At 47.7% G+C, this 23878-nt stretch carries 20 protein-coding genes and 1 pseudogene; 1 reads left to right on the top strand and 20 read right to left on the bottom strand.

Going from position 1 to position 23878, the window contains the following annotated elements:
* Window positions 1-118: 118 nt before the first annotated feature.
* From der to ndk, 7 genes are read right to left on the bottom strand one after another with little or no spacing between them, the layout of a single operon-like run.
* The gene (der, locus tag C2757_RS03350; protein WP_215376131.1) at window positions 119-1483 is read right to left on the bottom strand and encodes a ribosome biogenesis GTPase Der; all 1365 of its coding nucleotides are present in this window, start codon (window positions 1481-1483) and stop codon (window positions 119-121) included.
* On the bottom strand, window positions 1480-2634 hold the full coding sequence (bamB, locus tag C2757_RS03345) for an outer membrane protein assembly factor BamB (RefSeq protein WP_215376128.1): 1155 nt from the start codon (window positions 2632-2634) through the stop codon (window positions 1480-1482). The genes der and bamB overlap by 4 nt, the downstream gene beginning before the upstream one ends.
* A complete protein-coding gene (locus tag C2757_RS03340) occupies window positions 2634-3293 on the bottom strand; it encodes a tetratricopeptide repeat protein (RefSeq protein ID WP_215376125.1) in 660 nt (219 codons plus the stop codon). The genes bamB and C2757_RS03340 overlap by 1 nt, the downstream gene beginning before the upstream one ends.
* A 60-nt stretch (window positions 3294-3353) precedes the next feature.
* Window positions 3354-4673 (bottom strand): histidine--tRNA ligase, encoded by a 1320-nt coding sequence (gene hisS, locus C2757_RS03335; protein WP_215376123.1) that lies wholly within the window; start codon window positions 4671-4673, stop codon window positions 3354-3356.
* A gap of 30 nt (window positions 4674-4703) precedes the next feature.
* On the bottom strand, window positions 4704-5972 hold the full coding sequence (gene ispG / locus C2757_RS03330) for a flavodoxin-dependent (E)-4-hydroxy-3-methylbut-2-enyl-diphosphate synthase (RefSeq protein WP_215376120.1): 1269 nt from the start codon (window positions 5970-5972) through the stop codon (window positions 4704-4706).
* Window positions 5973-5999: 27 nt separating this feature from the next.
* Window positions 6000-7208 (bottom strand): 23S rRNA (adenine(2503)-C(2))-methyltransferase RlmN, encoded by a 1209-nt coding sequence (gene rlmN / locus C2757_RS03325; RefSeq protein WP_215376117.1) that lies wholly within the window; start codon window positions 7206-7208, stop codon window positions 6000-6002.
* A 41-nt stretch (window positions 7209-7249) separates the two neighbouring features.
* On the bottom strand, window positions 7250-7675 hold the full coding sequence (ndk, locus tag C2757_RS03320; protein ID WP_215376114.1) for a nucleoside-diphosphate kinase: 426 nt from the start codon (window positions 7673-7675) through the stop codon (window positions 7250-7252).
* A 269-nt stretch (window positions 7676-7944) separates the two neighbouring features.
* On the opposite strand from ndk, the gene C2757_RS03315 reads away from it, so the two are divergent.
* Window positions 7945-8646, top strand: a complete 702-nt coding sequence (locus C2757_RS03315) for a Bax inhibitor-1 family protein (protein ID WP_215376111.1) — start codon at window positions 7945-7947, stop codon at window positions 8644-8646.
* 94 nt (window positions 8647-8740) lie between these two features.
* Here C2757_RS03315 and C2757_RS09040 read toward each other — a convergent pair whose 3' ends face one another.
* The 13 genes and pseudogenes from C2757_RS09040 to dnaX form a co-directional block, all read right to left on the bottom strand.
* Complete coding sequence (locus C2757_RS09040) at window positions 8741-8863, bottom strand: hypothetical protein (protein WP_255539780.1); 123 nt, start codon at window positions 8861-8863, stop codon at window positions 8741-8743.
* Window positions 8864-8987: 124 nt separating this feature from the next.
* Window positions 8988-10418, bottom strand: a complete 1431-nt coding sequence (gene rlmD, locus C2757_RS03310; RefSeq protein WP_215376108.1) for a 23S rRNA (uracil(1939)-C(5))-methyltransferase RlmD — start codon at window positions 10416-10418, stop codon at window positions 8988-8990.
* The gene (locus C2757_RS03305; RefSeq protein WP_215376106.1) at window positions 10411-11232 is read right to left on the bottom strand and encodes a 3'-5' exonuclease; all 822 of its coding nucleotides are present in this window, start codon (window positions 11230-11232) and stop codon (window positions 10411-10413) included. The genes rlmD and C2757_RS03305 overlap by 8 nt, the downstream gene beginning before the upstream one ends.
* 17 nt (window positions 11233-11249) lie before the next feature.
* Entirely contained in the window at window positions 11250-12044 is a 795-nt protein-coding gene (locus C2757_RS03300) for a peptidoglycan DD-metalloendopeptidase family protein (RefSeq protein WP_371817030.1), read from the bottom strand.
* Window positions 12045-12066: 22 nt separating this feature from the next.
* Window positions 12067-12690 (bottom strand): annotated as a pseudogene (locus C2757_RS03295) (protein-L-isoaspartate(D-aspartate) O-methyltransferase); the annotation flags it as partial.
* A 29-nt stretch (window positions 12691-12719) separates the two neighbouring features.
* Window positions 12720-13493 (bottom strand): 5'/3'-nucleotidase SurE, encoded by a 774-nt coding sequence (surE, locus tag C2757_RS03290; RefSeq protein WP_215376100.1) that lies wholly within the window; start codon window positions 13491-13493, stop codon window positions 12720-12722.
* A gap of 48 nt (window positions 13494-13541) precedes the next feature.
* Complete coding sequence (locus C2757_RS03285) at window positions 13542-16595, bottom strand: efflux RND transporter permease subunit (protein ID WP_215376097.1); 3054 nt, start codon at window positions 16593-16595, stop codon at window positions 13542-13544.
* A gap of 9 nt (window positions 16596-16604) precedes the next feature.
* A complete protein-coding gene (locus C2757_RS03280; protein WP_215376094.1) occupies window positions 16605-17852 on the bottom strand; it encodes an efflux RND transporter periplasmic adaptor subunit in 1248 nt (415 codons plus the stop codon).
* Window positions 17853-17863: 11 nt separating this feature from the next.
* Window positions 17864-19330 (bottom strand): TolC family protein, encoded by a 1467-nt coding sequence (locus C2757_RS03275; protein WP_251366784.1) that lies wholly within the window; start codon window positions 19328-19330, stop codon window positions 17864-17866.
* A gap of 180 nt (window positions 19331-19510) precedes the next feature.
* Window positions 19511-20938 (bottom strand): carbohydrate porin, encoded by a 1428-nt coding sequence (locus tag C2757_RS03270; RefSeq protein WP_215376091.1) that lies wholly within the window; start codon window positions 20936-20938, stop codon window positions 19511-19513.
* A 237-nt stretch (window positions 20939-21175) separates the two neighbouring features.
* Window positions 21176-21790, bottom strand: coding sequence for a recombination mediator RecR (gene recR / locus C2757_RS03265; RefSeq protein WP_215376088.1), 615 nt, complete (start codon window positions 21788-21790; stop codon window positions 21176-21178).
* A 3-nt stretch (window positions 21791-21793) separates the two neighbouring features.
* Window positions 21794-22114: a YbaB/EbfC family nucleoid-associated protein gene (locus tag C2757_RS03260; RefSeq protein ID WP_215376085.1), complete on the bottom strand. Its 321-nt coding sequence runs from the start codon at window positions 22112-22114 to the stop codon at window positions 21794-21796.
* Between the two features lie 67 nt (window positions 22115-22181).
* Window positions 22182-23849, bottom strand: coding sequence for a DNA polymerase III subunit gamma/tau (gene dnaX, locus C2757_RS03255; protein ID WP_215376082.1), 1668 nt, complete (start codon window positions 23847-23849; stop codon window positions 22182-22184).
* Between the last annotated feature and the right edge of the window lie 29 nt (window positions 23850-23878).

The raw sequence follows: 23878 nt of genomic DNA, 5'->3' as shown, positions 1-23878 counted from the left end.
GCGTTTTTTATTTTGGGAGTCTTGCTTTTAATGAAAAATAATTTACTGCAAACAAGGTGTTTTTACAGCTACTGAACACTCTATATTGAGCCTAATTTTAAAAAAATCAAGCCCAAAATCAGCGCTTTTTACCTTTTTTGCCCTGGTCCTCATCTACATAGGGGTTTTTAGCGGTATTCATCTGGATACGCAGGGGCGTGCCCCGTAATTTGAAGACATCTCTAAAGCGTCCTTCAAGGTAGCGCTTATAGCTATCCGTTACACCACTCAAGGAGGTTCCATGGATCACCACAATCGGAGGGTTCATACCCCCTTGGTGTGCATAACGCAATTTTGGTCGACCCATGCCAACCCGTTTTGGCTGTTGATGCTCAATAGCTTCTTGCAAGATTCGTGTTAAACGTGGAGTTGGCAATTTCGCCATCGCTGCGGCATAAGCAGCATCAACGTCTTTAAAGAGCTCTTTCAGACCAGTACCCTTCTTAGCTGAAATTGGATGCACGTTCGCAAAATCCAAGAAACGCAACTTTTGTGCGATCTCTAAACGGGCACGCTCTTTTACATAGGCATCAAGGCCATCCCACTTGTTCACAGCAACTACTAAAGCACGACCAGCTTCAACAATAAAGCCGGCAATATGTGCATCTTGCTCAGAGATATCTTGTTGAGCATCGAGCATCAAGATCACGACATTGCAATCAGCAATCGCTTGCAAGGTTTTAACCACTGAGAACTTCTCAATCGCTTCAAATACTTTGCCACGACGGCGTAAGCCTGCGGTATCTACGAGGATATAAGGCTTGCCATTACGCTCAAAAGGAACTTCAATTGCATCGCGTGTTGTACCGGGCATGTCAAATGCAATCACGCGCTCTTCACCAATCAATTTATTGATGAGCGTGGATTTACCCACATTAGGACGGCCCACGACAGCAATCTTCATGGGGCGGTTCGGATCGTTTGCCTGCTCTTCCTCGTCTGGCTCTTCAATACCCAAGGCATCTAGGGCATCGTCGATCAAACCACGAACGCCATCGCCATGCGCAGAAGAAATTGGGAAAGGCTCGCCTAAGCCGAGCTCATGAAAGTCAGCCGTAACAACCCCTGCTTGCATGCCTTCAGTTTTGTTCACCGCCAAAATAATTGGGCGACCAGTCTTTCTTAAGAAATCGGCGATCACGCGATCTTGTGGCGCCATACCAAGGCGACCATCGACCAAGAAAATCACCACATCAGATTCAGCAACCGCTTGTTTGGTTTGCTTGGCCATCTCCGCAACAATGCCGGTCTTTGCGACAGGCTCAAAACCGCCGGTATCTACACAAATAAATGCGCGCTCGCCAATGCGACCTTTACCGTAGTGACGATCCCGCGTTAAACCAGAAAAGTCTGCAACCAATGCATCGCGTGAGCGGGTCAGGCGATTAAAGAGTGTGGACTTTCCGACATTGGGACGACCGACAATAGTGATGACTGGATTCATTTAGGACTGTACGCCGCAATTTTTCCACCCTGAGATTGAATCAAGATGAGGCCGCCCACTGCAATTGGAGCGGCGGTAATGGGGCTGCTATCGTGACGCATGCGTGCAACCATTTCGCCTGTGGCTTGATTCAGAGCATGCACATAACCTTGTGCGTCCCCCATCAATACCACCCTACCAATCGCTAAGGACTCACCTAAATCACGGTTCACGAGTTGGGTGTTTTCCCAAACTTGATTACCGTCCTTGGTGGCAAATGCGGTGACATAGGATTTTTCATTGGCAGAAAATACCAGCTCTGCACTTTGTGAAGTGCCGGTATAGCTTGAGTAATCCTTAAACCAGAGAAGTGCGCCAGTCCGGGCTTGACCACAACCAATGCGGCCTTGATAAGAAACTGCACAAATAATATCGCCTTCCATACTAGGCTTAGCAGTCACATCATTTAAACGCTCAATTTCAGAGAAGCCTTTTGGGAAAGAAACTGGTGTTTCCCAAATCAAGCCACCATTCGCAATCGCAATCATGCCAAAGCGTCCGCCCGCAAAGCCCGTGACAATCACTTCATTGCCGATTGCCAACATGCCATAACCCACCCGCAATGACAGTGAGGATTGTTGACGTTGATAAGTCCATTTGCGTGCACCAGTAAGCGCATCCAAACCAATAAACCGGTTGTCTAAGGCGCGCACAACCACAATGCCCGCAGCCACAATTGGCTCGCTCAATACTTCGCTACCAACATTCACATTCCACAGTGCTTTGCCAGTGTCGTCATAGGCATAAACAGTACCCTTGGTACTCACGGCCACCGTAGTACGGCCATCCGAACCTGGGCCAATGGAGAGGCGCTCAGGCACTGAAACTTCCCAAACTTTATTGCCGTTCGCTAAATCAATTTTGGCCAAGTTGCCCCGTTGTGAAGCTGCATAGACAGCATCACCCGCAACGACTGGGTGGAAATTAAAACCTTCAGAAGCGCCAACACTGGTCGACCAGACTGGCTGCATATCAAATTGATTCGTTACAGCAACCAGCTCTGCTGGCTTGCGTACACGTGAGTTACCTGAACAACCGACTAGAGCAACCGCAATGAAGCTCGCTAGCAGTGCAATACCGGCAAATCTTGTTATTTGCTTTTGTGAAATCATCACTGCGCTACTCCCCCTACGGCATCCAACTTCACCTTCAAGAGACGACGCGCCTCTTCAGGGAACTCTTTAGCTTGGTCCAATTTCTTCCAGGCATCTTGATAGCTGACTTTTGCTTCTGCGTTTTTCTTTTGGGCTAAGTACCAATCCCCACGGCGCTCTAGCCATAGAGCCTCAAAGCCTGCAATCGGGGTTTCTTTCAAGATCTGATCGGCTTCTGCAAAGTCTTTTTCACTGCCCTGCTCAATTAACTGTGTCACTAAGCGCAATTTTGCTAAAGCAAGATAGCCATCATTGGAGGCATTCTTCGCAGCCCAACGCAAATACTCAGTTGCTTGGGTGCTATCCCCAGCATCTGCTGCAATGCGAGCAGCAATTAGGCTGGACATTGCAGCATAGGGAGTGCGTGGAAAATCTTTTTGCAAGTCATTAGTAGCACGCATTGTCACTTCTTTATCGCCTTTGGCAATGGCGACAACCATCGTCTCGTAAAGCTTGGATGCCTCTAGCGCCTGACTATTGCGCCACCACTGATAGCCACTATAAGCAGCATAAGCCAATAAAGCGGCAGTCAACACCCCAGTAATGAGGTTGCGGTATTTTTGCCAAAACGCTTTAAGTTGGTCTAACTGTTCTTGTTCTTCTAGATCTAAAGGCATGTGAATCCAAGCTGATTAATAGGTAATTTATGACGATTGCATGCAATGAATAGACTCATTCTATTCGGAGCTGCCTACTAAGGCATCAATTACAGCCTCTAGTACCCCATCCAGAGGTACGGCTTTTTGCTCCCCAGTGCCCCGCAGGTCTTTGAGTCCAGCCTCATTCTTAGCCAATTCATCTGGGCCAATAATGACTGCAAAAGCAGCGCCGCTAGCATCCGCTTTTTTCATTTGGGACTTAAAGCTGGCAGTTTGGCCATCTGGAGGGCAGAAAAGAATGGTGTCGATACCAGCACTGCGCAATCGTTCGGCAATGATCATGGCGGTTGTGAGGGTCTCACCACCTTGATGCAATACAAAAATATCGCACTGTGCCTGGGTTTCTGGCAAAGAACCAGAAACTTTCATGAGTTCGAGGACGCGTTCCATACCCATCGCCCAGCCGCAAGCAGGGGCTGATTTACCACCCATGCGTTCAATCAATGGATCGTAACGGCCGCCGCCGGCAATCGTACCTTGTGCGCCGAGCTCATCCGTGATCCATTCGAATACGGTGAGATTGTAATAATCCAAACCCCGCACTAAGCGCGGATTAATCTTGCAAGGAATATTGTTGGCTTTGAGTAAAGCCTGCACAGCATTAAAGTGCGCTAGCGATTCTTCTCCTAAGAAATCCAATAACTTGGGTGCGCCTTCGATCAATCCCTGCATCTCAGGATTTTTAGAATCCAAAATGCGTAAGGGGTTGCTCATGAGGCGACGCTGTGAATCTTCATCCAATTGCGTTTGATGACTCTCAAAGTAAGTCACTAAAGCAGCACGATGCTCAGCCCGCTCATTGGCTTGACCAAGAGAATTGATCTCAAGGCGCACACCTTTGAGTCCAAGCTCATCCCAGAGGCGTTGACCCATGAGAATAATTTCCGCATCGATATCCGGGCCAGCAAAGCCTAGTGCCTCAATACCAAATTGATGAAACTGACGATAGCGGCCGCGCTGTGGACGCTCATGACGGAACATGGGGCCGGTATACCAAAGGCGCTTTGGTCCTTCATACAACAAATTATTCTCAATCACAGAGCGCACTAGCGCTGCAGTACCTTCAGGACGCAAAGTGAGTTGCTCGCCATTGAGTCGATCCTCAAAGGAATACATTTCTTTTTCAACAATGTCGGTAACCTCGCCAATCCCCCGTTGAAATACTGCTGTTGCCTCAACAATCGGTGTTCTTAAAAACTCATAGCCATAAGCACGTGTCAAATCACGCAGAACATGCTCAAGATGCGCCCACTGTGCAGCATCTGCCGGCAGTAAGTCATTCATGCCGCGTACGCCATTAATCTTTTGCGTCTTTTGAACTTTGGTTTGATCAGTCATTTTTATTCTTGTTCTACTAATTTGGATCTATTAGGCTTTGGCAGCGTAGTTCTGTTTAACGTATTCATCGACGATGACCTGAAACTCTTCTGCAATTTTCTCACCACGCAAGGTTTTTACCTTTACCCCATCCACAAAAACTGGTGCAGCAGGCGTTTCACCAGTTCCCGGCAAGGAAATACCGATATTAGCGTGCTTACTCTCCCCTGGGCCATTCACAATGCAGCCCATCACAGCCACATTCATGTTTTCAACGCCAGGATGGGTTTTCTTCCAGACAGGCATTTGTTGACGTAAATAGGATTGGATGTTGGCTGCCAACTCTTGAAAAGTGGTACTGGTCGTTCTGCCACAACCAGGACAAGCAATCACCATAGGCGTGAAATTACGTAAGCCCATCGTTTGCAAAATCTCTTGGGCAACAATCACTTCATTCTCACGTGGTGCACCTGGGTCAGGCGTGAGCGAAACACGAATCGTATCGCCAATGCCTTCTTGCAACAAAATGCCCATTGCTGCAGTAGAAGACACAATCCCTTTACTACCCATGCCGGCTTCAGTTAAACCAAGGTGCAGTGGATAGTCAGAGCGACGTGAAAGATCGCGATAGACCGCTACTAAGTCTTGAACATTGCTCACTTTGCAAGAAAGCAAAATTTGATTAGGGTTCATACCCAACTCAAGGGCTTTTTCTGCTGATTGCAATGCTGATTGAATCAACGCTTCAATCATCACTTCTTGCGCAGTCTTTGGATTCTCCAAGGCTGCATTGCTATCCATGATGGAGGCTAGTAGCTCTTGATCTAAACTGCCCCAGTTCACCCCAATCCGAATCGGCTTATCGTATTTGCAAGCTGCTTCAATCATTTGCGCAAACTGTGGGTCACGCTTGGCGCCCTTACCCACATTACCGGGATTAATGCGGTACTTCGACAGCGCTTTGGCGCAATCCGGAAAATCATTCAATAAGGTGTGGCCGTTGTAATGGAAGTCGCCAATCAATGGCACCAACACATCCATCTTATCTAGCTGCTCACGAATATAGGGAACAGCTGCTGCAGCTTCTGGCGTATTGACAGTAATGCGCACCATCTCTGAACCCGCACGTGCTAATTCCTTTACCTGAATGGCTGTCCCTACTGCGTCTGCCGTATCGGTATTGGTCATTGACTGCACGCGCACGGGTGCATCACCACCAACAGTAATGATGTTCGTTTTCCACGCAACCTTCGCCTGACGAGTTGCTCTCTTAGGAGATGGTCCTAAGGGAAACGGTGGTAAAGAATGATTAGAGCTCATGGGAATCTATTGATCAGGGTCTCATGTTTAATTTAATTTTTTAAGCCACTCAATGGGCTGCTCATTCGGCTGTTCATCTGACTCAACTTCGGCGATATCGATCTCGGCTTTATGAACAGCGCGTTCACGTACTCGGGTGCGATCTACAACATCGCCTGCCAGCTGGCCGCAGGCGGCAGTAATATCATCACCGCGAGTCTTGCGCACAGTAGCTACCATGCCTGCATCCAAAAGAATGCTAGCAAAGGCGTTAACCCGCTGGGCTGAGGAGCGCTTGAGGCCAGATTCTGGGAATGGATTAAATGGAATCAAGTTAATTTTGCACTTGATGTTCTTGAGTAAGCGCACGAGTTCTTTTGCTTGAATATCCGAATCATTCACGCCATCAAGCATGCAGTATTCAAATGTCAAAAAGTCTCTTGGCGCAAATGGTAAGTAGCGCTCACAAGCATCGAGCAATTCACGTAAGGGATATTTTTGATTGAGTGGCACCAACTGATCACGCAAGGCATCGTTCGGTGCGTGCAAAGATACGGCCAGTGCAACTGGGCAATCTTGGGCGAGGCGATCAATCATTGGTACCACACCTGAAGTCGAAACCGTGACGCGACGACGTGACAAACCATAGGCCCTGTCATCAAGCATCAAACGCAAAGCAGAAACAACATTGTCGTAATTGAGTAAGGGCTCACCCATGCCCATCATCACCACATTGGAGATGACGCGCCCAGTGTGCTCCCAACCTGGAGTGGGGTATTTTTCTATTCTGCGAATCGCTTCTGGATCACTGCGCAAGAGATGTTCAGCGAACCACAACTGACCGATGATTTCACCGGAAGTGAGATTGCGTGAGAAGCCTTGATGGCCAGTGGAACAAAAGCGGCAATTGACTGCGCAACCTGCTTGGGAAGAAATACACAAAGTACCGCGATCATCCTCAGGAATAAACACTGACTCCACCGCATTACCGGCCCCAACATCTAGCAACCACTTACGGGTACCGTCTTGGGCGTGCTCATCTTTAATAACAGGCAGGGAAAGAACTTCAGCCTTATCTAGCAAGGTTGCTCGAAAGCTTTTTGCCAGATCACTCATATCGTTGATATCAGATACACCACGTTGGTGTATCCACTGCATGAGTTGTTTTGCCCTAAAGGGCTTTTCATTCAACCCCGCGACATACGCCGCCATTTGGTCGGCGTCAAAATCTAAGAGATTTACGCGCGGGGAGGTCAATGCGACTACTTATTAATCAATAGCTTTAGGAATACAGCGGATTAACGATTGAAAACTTGCATGCCAGGGAAGAAGAATGCAACTTCCACTGCAGCTGTTTCAGGAGCGTCAGAACCGTGTACCGCATTTGCATCGATGCTGTCAGCAAAGTCAGCACGAATTGTGCCTTTCTCTGCTTTTTTAGGATCGGTTGCGCCCATCAGATCGCGGTTCTTTGCAATTGCGCCTTCGCCTTGCAATACCTGAATCATCACAGGACCAGAAATCATGAAGCTCACCAAATCTTTGAAGAAAGGACGCTCTTTATGAACCGAGTAGAACTGCTCCGCTTCAGATTGGGAGAGATGCGCCATTTTGGACGCGACAATCTTCAAACCAGCAGATTCGAAACGGTCATAGATTTTGCCGATGACGTTTTTAGCGACAGCATCAGGTTTGATAATAGAAAGGGTGCGTTCAATTGCCATGCAATACTCCAATAGTGATTTCAAAGTTATTTGTTGGGTGGCTAAGAATCTGGGCTCAATCGCCCTGCCTACGCCAACGACCCCCAAATTATACATTGCTTAGCGGTATTTACCCCTAGACAAGTAGGGCTAAGCCCTTGAATTTACTGGGCATAAGCCCTTGTTTTGTAGGTCTTTATTTAAGGTTCTTGAAATTTGGCTCTTTTGTCTATACTTAATGTCAACAGCCCTTGATGGGCTTATGTAATCACTAGACAGAAGGAGTCAATATGAGTGATCTGAACTCTTACGGCTTCGGGCAAACCAGCTCGATCAGCACAGTACAGGTACGCAACCGCGTCCTACGTAATACCTATGCCCTCTTGGCACTATCCATGGTACCTACCGTGATTGGTGCGTGGCTTGGCGTTGCCATGGGTCTGGACTTATTCTCTGGCAGCCCTTTTATCGGCTTTATCGTATTTATGGCGGTGGCATTCGGTTTCTTTTGGGCTATTGAAAAGAACAAAGAGACTGGCGTAGGTGTCCTACTCTTGTTGGGCTTCACCTTCTTCATGGGCATCATGATGTCCCGCCTGATCGGCTACACCCTCAATAGCTATAGCAATGGCGCTGCGCTCATCATGCTGTCCTTCGGTGGCACAGCCGCAATCTTTGCTGTGATGGCAACGATTGCTACCGTGAGCAAGAGTGACTTTGCTGGCATGGGCAAGTGGTTGATGGTGGGCGTACTACTGCTGATCGTTGCCTCATTGGCCAACATCTGGTTGCAGTTGCCAGCATTGATGTTGACTGTGATGGTTCTCGCAATCGCCATCTTCTCAGCCTTCATCTTGGTTGATGTGCAGCGTGTCATCAACGGTGGTGAGACTAACTACATCATGGCTACTCTGGCTATTTACTTAGATGTCTACAACGTCTTTACCAACTTACTAGCCCTATTGGGTATTGTTGGCGGTAACCGAGACTAAGCGAGATTCAGAGAGTCAAAGTTACCTAGCAACTCTCCGTTGCTATCGCATATTGCCAAAGGCGCCCTCGGGCGCCTTTTGTTTTACTCAAGCTTTATTCTAGGTAGGTAACAAAAGCTTGAACAGCGCAAGACAGGGCAATTAAGATCACTACAACAGTGATGCTATCTGCGGCCTTCATGATCAACTCCTCTTCGGGAAAACTGGTTAGCAGCAAGATTTCTCTGCACGATTCCAATGTACCCCTCTAGCGAAACGTCCTAAAACCATATTGCACCGCAAAAAACTGATTTGCACCCATTTAGTGCTAAAACCCGTAAAAATCGTTCTCAATCCGGGATTTAGTGACTCTTTGCTAGATCAAATACCGCCATAGACTCTACATGGGAGGTGTGAGGAAACATATTCACAATTCCTGCACTGCTAAGGATATAGCCTGCCTCATGGCACAAAATCTCCACATCTCTAGCTAAGGTCTTGGGATTACAAGAGACATACACAATCCGTTTTGGAAGGAGATCACTTTTCATCAACTGTAGTTGCGCAAGGGATCTGCAAATCTCCAGCGCCCCTTCTCGGGGTGGATCCATCAACCAGCGCTCTGCTTTGCCCCAAGATGCAATCGTCTCTGGCGTCACTTCAAATAAATCACTTTGCATGAAACTCACTTGCTTTGCTAAACCATTATGTTCAGCATTTGCATTAGCTCGATTCGTTAAGGTTTCAAGACCCTCGATCCCCAAGACCTGCTGTGCTTTTCTGGCAAGCGGTAAAGTGAAATTACCAATGCCACAAAACAAATCGAGCACGCGATCACTAGATTCCACTTCAAGTAAACGAATCGCCCTACTCACTAATACACGATTCATCATGTGATTGACTTGGGTAAAGTCTGTGGGCTTGAACGGCATCTCGATTTCAAATTCGGGTAAGCGATAACAGAGCTTGCCAGTCTCTGGGTAAAATGGTGTTACGGTTTCAATACCCTTGGATTGCAACCAAATCCACACTTGATGCTCGTCTGCAAAATCACGGAGCTGCTGCTCATCTTCTGGCGTCAAAGGCAATAGATTGCGAAATACCAAGGCGGTGACTGGTTTAGATTTTGACGGATCATTCGGATCTTCCGGCTCACCGACTGCAATCTCAATCTGCGGCATCCGATCCACAATCGATAAGCCCATCACCAACTTTCTCAACTCGGGCAATAAATCCGATACGTGCTTAGGCAAAATTTCGCAAGCCGTCATATCGGCTACATATGCACTCTTGCCCTCATGAAAACCAATCAGTACTGTGCCTTTTTTGATTGAACGATTGACGACACTCAGGCGAGCGCGATGACGGTATTCCCAGGTGGGGCCACCCATGGGGCGCAAAATTTCTAAGGGCTTTACTTTGGCAATGTGTTGCAGATCATCTTCGAGCACGCGCTGTTTCATGGCAACCTGCGCACGGATATCCAAGTGCTGCATGGTGCAACCGCCGCATACACCAAAGGCTTTGCATTTAGGCTCAGCTCTGAATACCGCAGGTTTAAGAATATCGAGGACCTTGGCTTTACTAAAGCGAGCCTTGTCTCGGGTAATGACGTAGGTGACCCTCTCAGTCGGCAGTGCACCTTGAATAAAAATGACCTTGCCGCCTTGGCCTTGAATGATTTCTTCCTCATTAGGGGCTAAACGGGCAATGCCTTGGGCATCTAAATCGAGTGCTTCAACTTGTATTGGCTCAGTCACGATGATATTGACTGGCTTCTCACCTCTACGCATCCGCAGTAAAACCTTGGAGGTACTCCTGCCACTGAGCGCCATTCGGCTCTTTGGCAGCTTTTTCTAAATAGGCTTTTACAAAAGCGATTTCTTCTTGGTACTCCGCTAATGAAAAGCCACCACGCAACAACTGAAAGCGGCAATACATGAGATAGGTATTGACCACATCAGTTTCGCAATAGCGCCGGATGTCATCAATCTTGCCATCTTGATAAGCAGGCCAGACTTGGCTGCCATCCATACCCATCTTGCCTGGAAAGCCACAAAGCTTTGCTAAACCATCCAAGGGTGCATTTGCACGGCCGTTAAATTTAGCCAGTAGATCCATCATGTCTAGGTGACGCATGTGATAACGACTAATGTAGTTATTCCATTTGAAATCTCGACTATCGGCTTCTTGGCTCTCACCCATCTCCCAGTAGCGTGGTGCTTGAATGTGATTCGCGAGCGCACGGTAATGCAGTACTGGCAAATCAAAGCCGCTGCCATTCCATGACACTAATTGCGGTGTGTACTTTTCAATGAGATCAAAGAAAGCCTGAACTAAGACCTTTTCATCATCCTGCGGTGTTCCGAGGGTGCCTACCTTGAGTTGAGGCAAGCCCTCTTTCGTAGTTCTCCGAATCACACAAGAAATCGCAATAATCTTTTGTAGATATAAAGGTAAAAATTCACTACCTGTTTTGGCGGCACGCTCAGCCATGGCAGCGGCAGCTACTTCGGCATCACTCATGGTGGCTGGGTAGTCTTCTAGACGACGCAATCCCGCAACATCAGGAATGGTTTCAATATCAAATACCAGTACGGTGGCCATAGGCTTTTGCCAAACCCTTACTGTAAATACGGTGTTGGATTGACTGGCTTACCGTTAACGCGCAACTCAAAATGAAGCTTAGTCATGGTGCTGTCTGTATCACCCATCTCAGCAATCTTCTGGCCCTTACGCACGGTATCGCCCTCTTTCACCAAGAGCTTGCTATTGTGCGCGTAGGCTGTGAGATAAGTGTTGTCATGTTTGATGATGACTAAGTTTCCATAGCCCCGTAAGCTATTACCGGCATAAACCACCTTGCCATCAGAGGCTGCCAATATCGGCTCACCAACCTTGCCAGCGATATCAATGCCTTTGTTGGTCTCGTTAAATTCTGCAGTAACCTTGCCTTTTGCAGGCCAAGATAAACGAATGCCAGGTTCAGCAACAACGTCAGGCTTGCTGGATTCTGGTGCGGGTGTATCCACTTTGTCACTTGAAGGCTTCTTATCTGCAGTCTTGTCCGGGGCTTTTTCTGTTGCCTTAGCTACTTTTGATGCTGTTGGTGGCTTCACCAAAATCAAATCACCCACCTCAATGACATTTGGGTTGAAGCTTGGGTTCAATGCCGTATTCCACTGTGCAACATCTCGTGGTGCTTGACCATGATCTAAAGCAATGCGTGCCAAGGTGTCACCCTTCTTCACACGATAGTAACCAGGAGGTGCTGGCTCTGAAGAACCAGTGCGGTCAATCACATTTGCTGGCTTTGCTCTAGGAGTGGTACTACAGCCGACTATGAGAAAGCAGGAGACAGCCAGTAGCGCGACTAGGCAACTTTTAAACAGGGTGTTTAGCATCGATATTGGCTTCATTCTGAATAGATCTCACTTGATCTCACACTACCCCTGATTGTAAGGGGACAAAAAAGACCTCGTCCAGCACAGTTCTTTGATAGCGCTGGGAGCTCATCCGCTCGACCATGATGAGCTGCTGCTCTTTCTCATTTTTGGCAACTGGGGCAACCAAACGGCCGCCAATCGCCAATTGATCCAATAAAGCGTCTGGAATACCTAAACCCGCCGCGGCCAGAATGATTCCATCAAAGGGAGCAGCTAGGGGTAGACCCAAGATACCATCGCCATAAATGAGGCGCAGATTATTGATCCGAAAAGGGCGCAATTTTGCTCTAGCCATATCGTGCAAAGGACGAATCCGTTCAATCGAGTACACCTCTTCTGCTAGCAAACTGAGTACCGCTGCTTGATAACCGCAACCAGTACCAATCTCTAAAACCTTACCCAATGGATGACGTGGTTTATGCAATAGCTCAATCATGCGCGCTACTACCGATGGCTTAGAAATCGTTTGCTCATGACCGATCGGCAGTGCCGTATCTTCATAGGCTTGTGCATGTAAACCGGCATCCATAAATGCATGGCGCGGTACAGTAGCAATCGCTTCTAAAGTTTTACCGTGCTTTACACCGCTAGCATGTACTTTGGCTGCTAGTGCTTGGCGATAAGCGGCAAAACGCTCGATGGGTGCCTTCAACCGCGATCCCAGCCGTTAGCACGCATCGCCGCTAAGCGTGCGTGATGACTTAAATCCAATTGCATTGGTGTAATCGAAATGCAGCCATCGTCAATCGCATGAAAATCAGTGCCTTCAGAATTATCTTTGACGTGCCCTGCAGCACCAATCCAATAGATCTTCTCGCCTCGCGGGCTATCTTGCACTACTACCGGCTGTGAGTGATGACGATTCCCCAAGCGGGTCACGCGCCAACGATACAAATCTGCATAAGGACGATTCGGAATATTGACGTTGAGCAATGTAGCTGTACCTTCAGCACGTGCCAGATTGGAAACGAGCATTTGTGCAACAACATCATGCGCAGCCTTGGCAGCATCTTCAATACGATTCCAGCCCCGATCAATTTGAGAAAATGCGATGCCGGGCACACCAAACATCACCCCCTCAATGGCGGCAGCGACCGTTCCTGAATACAGCACATCCTCACCCATGTTCTCACCCTGATTAATACCAGAGATAACAAGGTCAGGCTTCTCGTCTAAGAAACCGGTCATGGCCACGTGGACACAGTCAGTCGGTGTACCGTTGATGAAGAAGAAGCCATCACGCTCACCACCAGCCACTCGATGAATCGAGAGGGGTCTAGATAAGGTTAAAGAGTTAGAAGCGCCGCTGTGATTTTGCTCTGGAGCAATCACGGTAATACGACCCAATGGACGCACTGCGTTTACTAGGGCTAATAGGCCTGGAGCCAAATAGCCATCATCGTTGGAGATCAAAATATGCATCGTTCAATTATCCAATGATTTTGGATTTAGCTCAGGAAATACCGCAACTTATGCCGAACGATGCTCCCGCGAGCGGATCCAAGCATAGAGTACTGGGAGCACAAGCAAGGTAAGCAAGGTCGTTGTCACCATACCACCCACAATGACGAGCGCCAATGGGCGTTGTGCCTCAGAACCAATCGCATGGGACATCGCTGCTGGCAAAAGGCCTAGACCCGCCAAGAGTGCAGTCATTAATACCGGCCTCATCCGCAAGGAGGCGCCCTCGACAATCGTATCTTTAATGGAGTGGTGATCCGACTTGGAGAGCTTATTGATATAAGAAATCAAAATCACACCGTCTTGAATCGCAATTCCAAAGAGCGATAGGAATCCAATGCCGGCTGAAATACTGAAGGTTTCTCCAGTGAGCAGCAGAATCAGAATGCCGCCAATCGCTGCAAACGGTACGTTCAACAGCACAATGAAAGCATCACGGAAATTGCCAAAGGCACTATAGAGCAGCAATGCAATCGCAAGCAAGGTCAAAGGCACGATCATCATCAGCTTCTTTTGTGCTACTTTCATCTGATTGAACTGGCCATCCCAGGTGATGCGATAACCACTTGGTAAAGAGATGTTGGCATTCACCAATTTTTGCGCTTCAGTTACAGCGCTACCAAGGTCTCTACCCCGTACGCTAAATTTAACGGCGATATAACGACGTCCAGATTCACGGTAGATGTAAAACGGGCCATCAGCCACTGCCACATTGGCGACCATGGATAAGGGCACGCGACTACCATCCGGTGTATCGATTAAAAGTTGCTCAATGGAGTCGACCGTATTACGACTTTCTTTATTGAGTCGCACTGCCAATCCAAAGGTTTTTTCATTTTCTAGAATATTGGTAATCGGCGCACCACCAATCGAGTAAGCAACGAGCGTTTGGATATCGTTGACATTAATACCAAAGCGCGCGCACTTCTCTCGGTCGATTTCAACATTCAAAGTTGGCTGCCCTAACTCGGTAAAGATACCTTCATCCGCAATGCCTGGCACTTTGCGCAATTGCTTAATCACATCCCGTGCTTGTCGATCTAATATCTCTAGGTCTGTGCCGAAAATTTTGACGGAGTTTTCGCCTTTAACGCCTGAGAGTGCCTCGTTCACGTTATCTTGAATGTACTGTGAGAAGGTGTAGTCCAATCCCGGAATACCCGCCAAGTACTTTTCAAGGCGCTTCATCAACTGCTTCTTACCTGCACCAGGAGGCATATCCTGTGGTGACTTAAAGTAAATACCATATTCTTGGTTAAATACGCCGGTGGGGTCAGTACCATCATCGGGGCGACCAATTTGTACTGAAACATACTTCACTTCAGGATTGTTCTTGAATTCATTACGCAATTGATTGGCCAACTCGACGGAGTACTTCAAATCCACGGTGTTTGGTAGCGTCACCCGAATCCACAAATTATTCTCTTCTAGAGTAGGCAAGAACTCGGTACCCAGCTGTGTAGCGCCCACCACTGTAAGAAGCAAGACACCAATAGCCGTCAACAACACTTGTTTAGGTCTATCCACCAGATAGCGTAAAAGCTTTTTATAGCGGACCAACAACTTGTCTACAAACTTCGGCGGATGGTGCTCTTCACCTTCCTTAAAGATATACGAGATCATCGTAGGCACGAAGGTCAAGCTCAAAATAATCGAGGCAAGCAATGCAAAGCCCATAGTGAATGCCATTGGGCGGAAGATGATGCCTTCCACACCGCCCATTAAAAAGAGAGGTGAATAGGCGGTAATGATGATGCCGGTTGAAAAGACCATCGCACGCTGCACTTCACTGGTACCCAACACAATGCTTTGATTTAGCTTAGTGCGTCTTTCTTCGAGGTGGCGCATGACGTTTTCCATCACGATCACCGCAGCATCCACGATCACCCCGAAGTCAATTGCTCCGAGAGAAATCAAATTGGCTGGGACCTTAAATTGGTCCATATTAAAAAAGGACACGCACAAGGCTAGTGGAATCACCGCAGCCACCACTGCTGCTGCTTTGAAATTACCCAAGAAGATATACAGAATGATCAAGACCAAAGAGATACCGAAGAATAGTGTGTGCTTCACAGTCTCTAAGGTGATATCGAGAAGCACTTGACGGTCGTAAAACGGGAAAATATCAATACCAGGCGGCAAGATAGAAAGATTGATCTCTTTAATTTTCTCTTTAACGCGATCGAGCACTTCGGAGGCATTCTCACCGCGTTTTAGCAGAACCACACCTTCTACGGCATCCGGATTGTTTTGATACTGGAACATGCCCTGACGTAATGCATTGCCAACCACCACATCCGCAACATCACCTACGCGAACAGCAACACCATTATTGACAGTCAGCACAATACGCTTAATGTCATCAACGTTTTGCAGCAAGCCGACGCCACGGACCACCAACTGTTGCTCACCAATGGGTAGAAGACCGCCACCCACGTTAATGTTGGAGTTGGTTACCGCGTCAACCAACTGTTGCAAGGTGACATTTTTCGCCTGCAAGCTGCCCGGTTTAATAATGATTTGATATTGGCGAGTCTTGCCGCCAAAAGAGGAGATATCTGGCACACCTGGAATATGCTTTAACTCTTTGTAAATCTCATAATCTTGCAAGGTTTTGAGTGCCATCGGAGAGGCATACTCACTTTGCAAGACGTAGCGCATGATCTCACCCGTTGCATCAGAGTCTGGACTCATCGCAATGGTGGCGCCCGTAGGTAAGTTCAAATTGTTCAGCGAACTGTTAATGAGCTGGCGGGCTTTAAAGTTATCTTCACCGTCTTTAAACTTCACCGTCACCACTGATAAACCAAATAGCGATACGGAGCGGAATGCTTGCACCCCAGCAATACCCGCTAAGGCATTCTCGACGGGAATGGTAATTTGTTGCTCAATCTGTGCCGTACTTGCACCGGGCCACTGAGCAATAGCTTGCACTGTCAATGGTGCAACGCCCGGATAAGCTTGTAAAGGGAGTTTTAAGAAGCTATGAATACCAGCTATCAATAAGCCAATCGCCAACAGAATAATCAGCAGGCGTCGGCGCAGGACGGTATTAATATTCATGAAAAAACCTTAGTCTTCTTCGCGCAAGAAGCGTTGGTTTAGCAAGGTAGCACCTTTAGTGACAACTGTTTGGTGCGCTTCTAAACCATCGGTTACAGCAAATTCATTTGCATTTAAAGCAAAGCCATAGATTGGACGGCGACTAAATGAAGTATCGCCAGTTTTAATAATGGCGTAACGGATATTTCTTCCCTGAATCACAGCAGATGTCGGAATAACCACCGCTTCGGTTTTGCCAATCTCCAGAGTACCGCTCACAAACATCTCCGGCTTGAGCAGACCATCGCTGTTATCAATCTCACAACGTACCACTAGCGCATGCGTGACTGGATCAATGGCAGCGCCAACATAGTTGGCTTTGGCGATAAATTCACGATCGGGATAGGACTCCACTTTGAGACGGAAAGTATCCCCTACTTTGATCTTCCCAACATCTTGCTCGTACACATTGCCTAAAAACCAGAGGTTCTTCGGATCGGCAATGGTGGCCAAAATATCGCCGGTATTGAGATAAGCGCCTGGATCAACCGCACGCTTAATGACTACACCATCAATTGGTGCCCGAATCGGAAAGGTTGGGGAGGCTTGACCAGTAGTGCGCAGGCGATTGATATCTTCATTGCTCGCCCCGAGCACACGCAAATGGTTTGCTGCCGCCTCTGCCGTGGACTGTGCGTCTTGATACAAGCCGCTGACTTGATTCTTTTGCAAAGCAGCAACCATCTTGGAGGAAAGAATAAATTCAGTTTGCGCAGAAACATAATCAGGACTGAAGTAATCGGCTAAGGCTTGCCCTGTTTTTACGATGGCACCGTCAAAAGCATAGATCCGCTCTACTCGACCTGGTGCTCTTGCAGAGATGACTTTTAAGCGCTCTGCATTGAACGCTAAGCGGCCCGGCACAGATAAATACATTGGTGCAGAACCTTCTGCAGTTTGCATAAATTCAAAGTTATCGGGCGATAAAACAACTCCCGGTAAATTGATATTAATAATGCCGTTTTTTTCTACATCAATCACTTTCTTCGAGGCGCTGGTATCCGGTGCAGGAGGCGCAATCATCTTGCCAATATTCACCCCAAGGATCAGAGCGATGATTAAATAAGAAACCAGACGAAAACGGGGTTGAGCCCAGTACTTTCTTGCCAAGCCATCAACATGACGATAGAAGTGCATGCCCTTCTCGCGCAAAGTATGCGCAAGGGGTTGGAGCTTTTCTAGATAGGGCTTCAGTTTGTCTAAGTATTTTTTGAACATATGCCTATGACCTAATCAATGGGATCTTTGCCAGCCGCAGCAAATAGATTTGCCTTGGATTGCAATAAATTACTTTGGGCAATTGCGAGCTGAATTTCTAGGCTACGCAATTGCACTTGTGCTGTTAATAAATCCGTAAAGCCTGCGCCGTTAGAGGCATATTGAGCTAAGGCCACACGATACGCAGCTTCAGCTTGAGGAACTTGGCGATCTTTTAAGAACTCGGTATAGCGCTTGGCTTGCTCATATGCAGCATAAGCAGTGCCAACGCCCAGAATGACTTGCTGACGATTAGAGATATCTGAAGCCTCAGCAGCCGCCTTGCTGCGCATCGCCTGCTCTACCCCATAGCGCTCTTTGGTAAAGAAGTACAAAGGAATCACTAAGTCCACTTCAAACTGATAGTAAGCAGCGCCATTATTAGAGGTAAATGGTCCACGGGGAGTGTAAGAGCTCGCCACCACCTGAAAGTCAGGCAAGTAGGCAGTTTTCGCAAGCGTTACCCCTTTTTTGGCAGCTTCTAATTGCAAACCAGAGCTTTTGAGCACTGGGTGGGCGCCTTCAGCGTAGTTCTCTAACTCGATTAAGGTAGGTACCTGCGTGGCACGTAAGCCATGATCAGATGCAAGGATGAGCTTATCGCGTGGATCACGGCCAATCAGTGCATTGATATTTTTATAGGCAACCGTTAATTGTTTCTCAAGAATGAACTTGTCAGACTCAGCAGAGCTTTGGGCCACTTGAGCATTCAGATACTCAACGTAAGCAGCCGCATGGTTTGAGTAACGCGCCTTGGCAATATTCTTAATGAGTTCAGTACGAATGACCGTGTCACTTAATACTTGTAATTGGCGTTGTGCAGACAAGGTACTGAAGTACAAGGTTGATAACTGTGCGCCGAGCTGAAGATAGAGATTCTCATTCTGGGCTTGCAATGCTTCTGCGCCCTTATCTGCGATGTCGGAAGCGAGTGATTTCTTGCCCGGAAACTTAATCGGCTGAGCAAATGAGTAGCCACTGTTACCAGCGGGGTTAGTACCCGCAGTTCCTAATGCAAATGCTGAGCCCACAGGCATGCCAGACCAAATCAAACCGACTTGTGGATTGTCTGGTGCAGCAATTTGTGGAACCGTTGCTTTTGCTGCTAAGTAGGTTTCACGTGCAGCAATGAGTTGTGGGTTATTACTACGAAGCTCATTCCACAACTGACGTAAGTCAAAAGTATTGGGACTGGTTTTTTGATTAATCGTTTTTGAATCCGCCAGCATTCTTCTATCTGGTGGCGCCTTTGGCAAATAGGATTCTGTCGTTGGCGGAGTCATGACCGCATCACTGCTCGTTAATACCTGCACCGATCCAACCCCACTTTGTGCGAGGGACGGAACGGCACATAAGCAACAAAAACTGAAGGCAAAAACCCGAACAGAAAAACCTGTTACAGAAGTATGGCCGCTGTTGTTTTTATTGCTTTTAATCAAAGGTGACTCAAATCGGTAAAGACGATGAATTTATCAAAAAACATCTAATTGGAATAATAGGCCGATTATAGGGTACTAGGCAAAAAAGTAAGTATTTTGACAATCCCTATCTATCTGATTCTAAAGGGATTAAGGACTTATAAACCGTCCTCTACCGCACTGATTTCGGCTGCGGCGAACCTACATCTCAATATGCGCCCGAATACCAAAGAAATTGACTGGGCCGCGTGCTGAGTTGTAAGCGGGGTTAGCAATGCGCTGATAGTCCGCAGAAAGATAGAGATCCTTATAGACCTTAGCACTGTAATAGGTCTCCAAAATTTGTTCGGTTTTGTAGCTTAACTTGCCATCACCAATAAACGCAGTCATGCCGCCCTGTTGCAAATAAGTAATTTGCGAGGCAGAGATACCGTTCACGGCAAAGCCCAGACCCACGGTGTCATCTGGCCTTGACCAAGAGGATCCCTTGATACTCAAGCCACCCGAAAGCGACTTACTAATATCGAGTGTTTGGGTTTCTGTAGTTCCTGGATTCCAGCTCCAACGACCAAACACACCAATATCCTCAGTGATTGCTTGCTCCAAGTTCAAGCCATAACCCCAAGAATTGGTTGCCGCTTGGCGCACATTGACAATATTCGGCGGCGGTGAATTGGTTTGCTGAGCCAGGTTAATCGCGTTTTGGTAATTACCCATAAAAGCACGCTGTTGATAAAACAAACCTCTCACCGCACCAGGCTGACCCCATAGTTCATGTGAACGCGTGAGCTCCACTTGATTGCTGTAATCTTTAGACAGCGAGTAGTCCAATTGAGCGGTATTGGGCACGGTTGGCATCGCCAATCGTGCGAACTTCAAGATGTAATTGTCTTGATACCACTCGACTACACCACCGTAGGTATAGCCTTTGGTGTCCGCCGCGTAGCCATAGGCGCCCATCGAGAAAATCGCAAAGTTCTGAAACTGTGTGCGGCCATCATGGCTATAGGTATTGTCATCAAAGAAATCTAAGGTGGCAAATTTACCGTAGCTCACCACAATACGGTTCTTATCCAGATTGCCTGACAATTGATTGGCTTCACTTTCAATATGTTCTTTACCGCCACCTAAGCCAAAGGTCTGACGCAAAAATGCGCGTGCGGTGTAATAGATCGGCGGAGCATACGCACCCTTTTGTAATTCACCATTCTGAAAGCCACCCAAACCAGTCAACTGGCCACCGAATGGAGTGCCTTCAAACATCTCACCATTCCAGTAAACCTCAGCCCCTTCCCACAGGCGAGTACCAACAAATGCGGTTGCGCTCAAAGAGTAGCTCTTACCACCGCTACCTTCAGATTTGTTTAAGAGACTGTTCTCTCCATAGTAAGGAGAGTTGAAATTATTTTTCTGTTGCGCAATGTAAGTCGCTTGTCCATGAATACTCCACTGCTCGGTCTCACCCAATACTGCTTCTTGACTATCAACAATCGGCTCATCGCTCACTGGCGAGACTGCATTTGCCACAGGTGAGAAGATGCTAGCCATCAACGCCCCTAGCAAGGCAATCGCAAATAAGCGCTTACCTCGCAATACAACAGTGGCGGAATATTGAATAGTAGCTGGCATAGGAAATTCTAAAAGTGATAGGATTGTAAATGATAATGAATCTCATTTACTAGAATTGCTGGTATCTGTGATATTCCAGCTCATTTGGACCCAAAAAAACGGGTTTAGGGCAAGAAAAGATGCTCTTGAATGAGCACTGAAGAATATTCATGAAGAGCCATTGCGATGGAAATCTACAACACTAAGTTAGTTTTGTGACGTGGTCATGAACCCAACAAACTAGGCTCGTTGAAACTCTTAACGTCGATCGAGCAACGCTCTAGCGAGGGTGCCCGCATCAACATATTCGAGCTCACCCCCTACCGGAATACCCCTTGCGATACGAGTAACTTTAATGCCCTTCGCCTTGAGTACCTCACCAATGTAATGGGCAGTTGCCTCGCCTTCGCTGGTGAAATTCGTGGCTAACACCACTTCCCGAATCGGAATACCGGTATCCGGATTTTCAATGCGCGTCAGCAAACGATCAAAATGAATTTCATTTGGGCCCATGCCATCGAGTGGCGAGAGACGGCCCATGAGCACAAAGTAATTCCCTTTAAAGCTCAGTGTCTGCTCCACCATCACTTGATCAGCGGGTGTTTCGACAATACAGAGCAGTGATGGATCACGGCGCTCATCAGCGCAAGTGCTACAAATTTGGGTTTCAGAAAACGTATTACAACGTGCGCAGTGACCTACAGTCTCAACTGCTTCACCTAAGGATTGGGCAAGTACTGCTGCGCCATTACGATCATGTTGCAATAAATAGAAGGCCATGCGCTGCGCAGACTTGGGCCCTACTCCAGGCAAGACGCGCAAGGCCTCGATCAATCGACCCAGAGCATCTACCGGTGCTTCATGACGTGCCATGAATTAAAACGGCAACTTAAAGCCAGGAGGCATTGGCATCCCTGCCGTGGCACCGGACATGACTTGCGCGCTTGCTGCCTCTACTTGCTTAAAAGCATCTGTATAAGCAGTGACGATTAAGTCTTCCAACATCTCGCGATCGTCCATTGCGCCTGGCTCAATCTGGACACGCTTCATTTCGTATTTACCAGAGATGGTGACTTTGACTAAGCCAGCAGCTTGGCCAGTAACTTCAAGGGCAGCCAATTGCTCTTGCGCTACCTTCATCTTCTCTTGCATCTGCTGGGCCTGTTTCATGAGGCCAGCAAGTCCACCTTTCATCATCGCTTTATTCCTTAGTGCTTATGAGTATTGCTATTTAAATTAAAGAGCTTGTATTAGAGTGAGCGCATTACAAGGGTTTGACTGAACCACCAACCACTTTGGCACCAAACTCTTTTTCGAGTTGCTGAATAAAGGGGTCAGCTGCAATCATTTGCTCAGCGTTCATTCTTTTCTCTTGATGAATCTGCGCATCGACCTTAGCAACCGTCTTGCCTTCGACTTCACCCTTTTCAATCACGATCTTCACTGGCTTACCAAAGTGCGCAGTAAGAGCATCAGCCAAGCGGGCAATCGATGCTTCAGAAGCCAACTGCGGCATTGGCGTCACAATGGTGGCGCGCACTCCAGTGGCAGAATCATTCCAATCTTGTAGCTCAGTCTGAAAAGCCAATTGCTGCACCATGCCCTTCACAGGTAATTGACGCATCAAGCCATGCCAATCTGGACGATCTGCTGCGCTGGCAGCAGGTGCGGGAGCTGGGGCAGGCGCTGGGACTGGAACTGCAGCCTTCACTGGTGCAGCTGCTGCAGGTGCTGCAGTTCTGGCTGCTGATGCAGTAGATGAAGGTCTAGCAGTATTGGCTGGTGGTGCTGAAGGTGTTGGAGCAGAACCGCTGCCTCCGTTGCCACCAGTGCCTGCTGGGCGGAAGGCCAACATGCGTAGCAAGGTCATCGCAAAGCCGGTTTGTTCATCGGGTGCGAGTGATAAATCAGGACGGCTAGTAATCGTAATTTGATAGAAGAGTTGCGCTTCTTCTTTGGTGAGTTGCGTAGCTAGGCGACGAATCTCCCCTGCTTCTGGCCAATCCTCTAATACAGACTCTGGTACGACTTGTGCTGCAGCAATCTTTTGCAAGAGGCTGGAGAGATCTTGCAATGCTAATGAGAAAGACATGCTGCGCTCACCCATTTCATTAGCGACCGCTAAGAGGCTTGCGCCATCTTTGGCAATGAGGCAATCCAGAATACGAATGAGATACGCATCATCGAGTGTGCCAAGCATGCCGCGTACTGACTCTTCAGTTACCTTACCTGCAGCATAAGCAATTGCTTGATCTGTCAGAGAGAGTGCATCACGCATTGAGCCTTGGGCTGCTTTAGCCAGTACCCGTAGTGCATTGACTTCGTAGCCAACTGTTTCAGCAGCAAGGACTTTTTCAAGATGCTCAACGATGAGCGGTACGGGCATTTGCTTGAGGTTGAACTGCAAGCAACGGGACAAAATAGTGACGGGGATCTTTTGGGGATCCGTTGTCGCTAGAATAAATTTGACGTGCTCTGGAGGCTCTTCCAATGTTTTGAGCATGGCATTAAAGGCATGATTGGTGAGCATGTGCACCTCGTCAATCATGTAAACCTTGTAACGTGCATTGCTGGGTGCGTAAGCCGCTTTTTCTAGTAAGGCAGCAATATCATCAACACCACGATTACTGGCAGCATCCATCTCAATGTAATCAACAAAACGACCAGCATCAATTTCCATACAAGCTGGGCATTTACCGCAAGGTTCAGAAGTCATCTTGCCTGAGCCATCAGCGCCAGTGCAATTGAGCGCTTTGGCCATAATGCGGGCAATGGTGGTCTTACCTACCCCACGCGTACCGGTAAAGAGCCAGGCATGATGCAAACGACCTTGATCTAGAGCATGCGTTAAGGCTTTAACCACATGGTCTTGTCCTACTAGCTCAGAGAATGTTTTAGGGCGCCACGAACGGGCTAATGCTAAGGCAGTCATGTCTTACATTCTAACAAGCTAAAATGGAA

It is taken from the genome of Polynucleobacter sp. MWH-Svant-W18 (assembly GCF_018687495.1).
Lineage (GTDB): Bacteria > Pseudomonadota > Gammaproteobacteria > Burkholderiales > Burkholderiaceae > Polynucleobacter.
Note: the sequence above shows the minus strand (reverse complement) of the source record. Positions and strands in the feature narration are given on the sequence as shown.

Excerpts from the sequence above, each read along its gene's own strand:
- der (WP_215376131.1), bottom strand. The coding sequence starts at position 1,483 with ATGAATCCAGTCATCACTATTGTCGGTCGTCCCAATGTCGGAAAGTCC.
- bamB (WP_215376128.1), bottom strand. The coding sequence starts at position 2,634 with ATGATTTCACAAAAGCAAATAACAAGATTTGCCGGTATTGCACTGCTA.
- C2757_RS03340 (WP_215376125.1), bottom strand. The coding sequence starts at position 3,293 with ATGCCTTTAGATCTAGAAGAACAAGAACAGTTAGACCAACTTAAAGCG.
- hisS (WP_215376123.1), bottom strand. The coding sequence starts at position 4,673 with ATGACTGATCAAACCAAAGTTCAAAAGACGCAAAAGATTAATGGCGTA.
- ispG (WP_215376120.1), bottom strand. The coding sequence starts at position 5,972 with ATGAGCTCTAATCATTCTTTACCACCGTTTCCCTTAGGACCATCTCCT.
- ndk (WP_215376114.1), bottom strand. The coding sequence starts at position 7,675 with ATGGCAATTGAACGCACCCTTTCTATTATCAAACCTGATGCTGTCGCT.
- C2757_RS03315 (WP_215376111.1), top strand. The coding sequence starts at position 7,945 with ATGAGTGATCTGAACTCTTACGGCTTCGGGCAAACCAGCTCGATCAGC.
- rlmD (WP_215376108.1), bottom strand. The coding sequence starts at position 10,418 with ATGCGTAGAGGTGAGAAGCCAGTCAATATCATCGTGACTGAGCCAATA.
- C2757_RS03305 (WP_215376106.1), bottom strand. The coding sequence starts at position 11,232 with ATGGCCACCGTACTGGTATTTGATATTGAAACCATTCCTGATGTTGCG.
- C2757_RS03300 (WP_371817030.1), bottom strand. The coding sequence starts at position 12,044 with ATGAAGCCAATATCGATGCTAAACACCCTGTTTAAAAGTTGCCTAGTC.
- surE (WP_215376100.1), bottom strand. The coding sequence starts at position 13,493 with ATGCATATTTTGATCTCCAACGATGATGGCTATTTGGCTCCAGGCCTA.
- C2757_RS03285 (WP_215376097.1), bottom strand. The coding sequence starts at position 16,595 with ATGAATATTAATACCGTCCTGCGCCGACGCCTGCTGATTATTCTGTTG.
- C2757_RS03280 (WP_215376094.1), bottom strand. The coding sequence starts at position 17,852 with ATGTTCAAAAAATACTTAGACAAACTGAAGCCCTATCTAGAAAAGCTC.
- C2757_RS03270 (WP_215376091.1), bottom strand. The coding sequence starts at position 20,938 with ATGCCAGCTACTATTCAATATTCCGCCACTGTTGTATTGCGAGGTAAG.
- recR (WP_215376088.1), bottom strand. The coding sequence starts at position 21,790 with ATGGCACGTCATGAAGCACCGGTAGATGCTCTGGGTCGATTGATCGAG.
- C2757_RS03260 (WP_215376085.1), bottom strand. The coding sequence starts at position 22,114 with ATGATGAAAGGTGGACTTGCTGGCCTCATGAAACAGGCCCAGCAGATG.
- dnaX (WP_215376082.1), bottom strand. The coding sequence starts at position 23,849 with ATGACTGCCTTAGCATTAGCCCGTTCGTGGCGCCCTAAAACATTCTCT.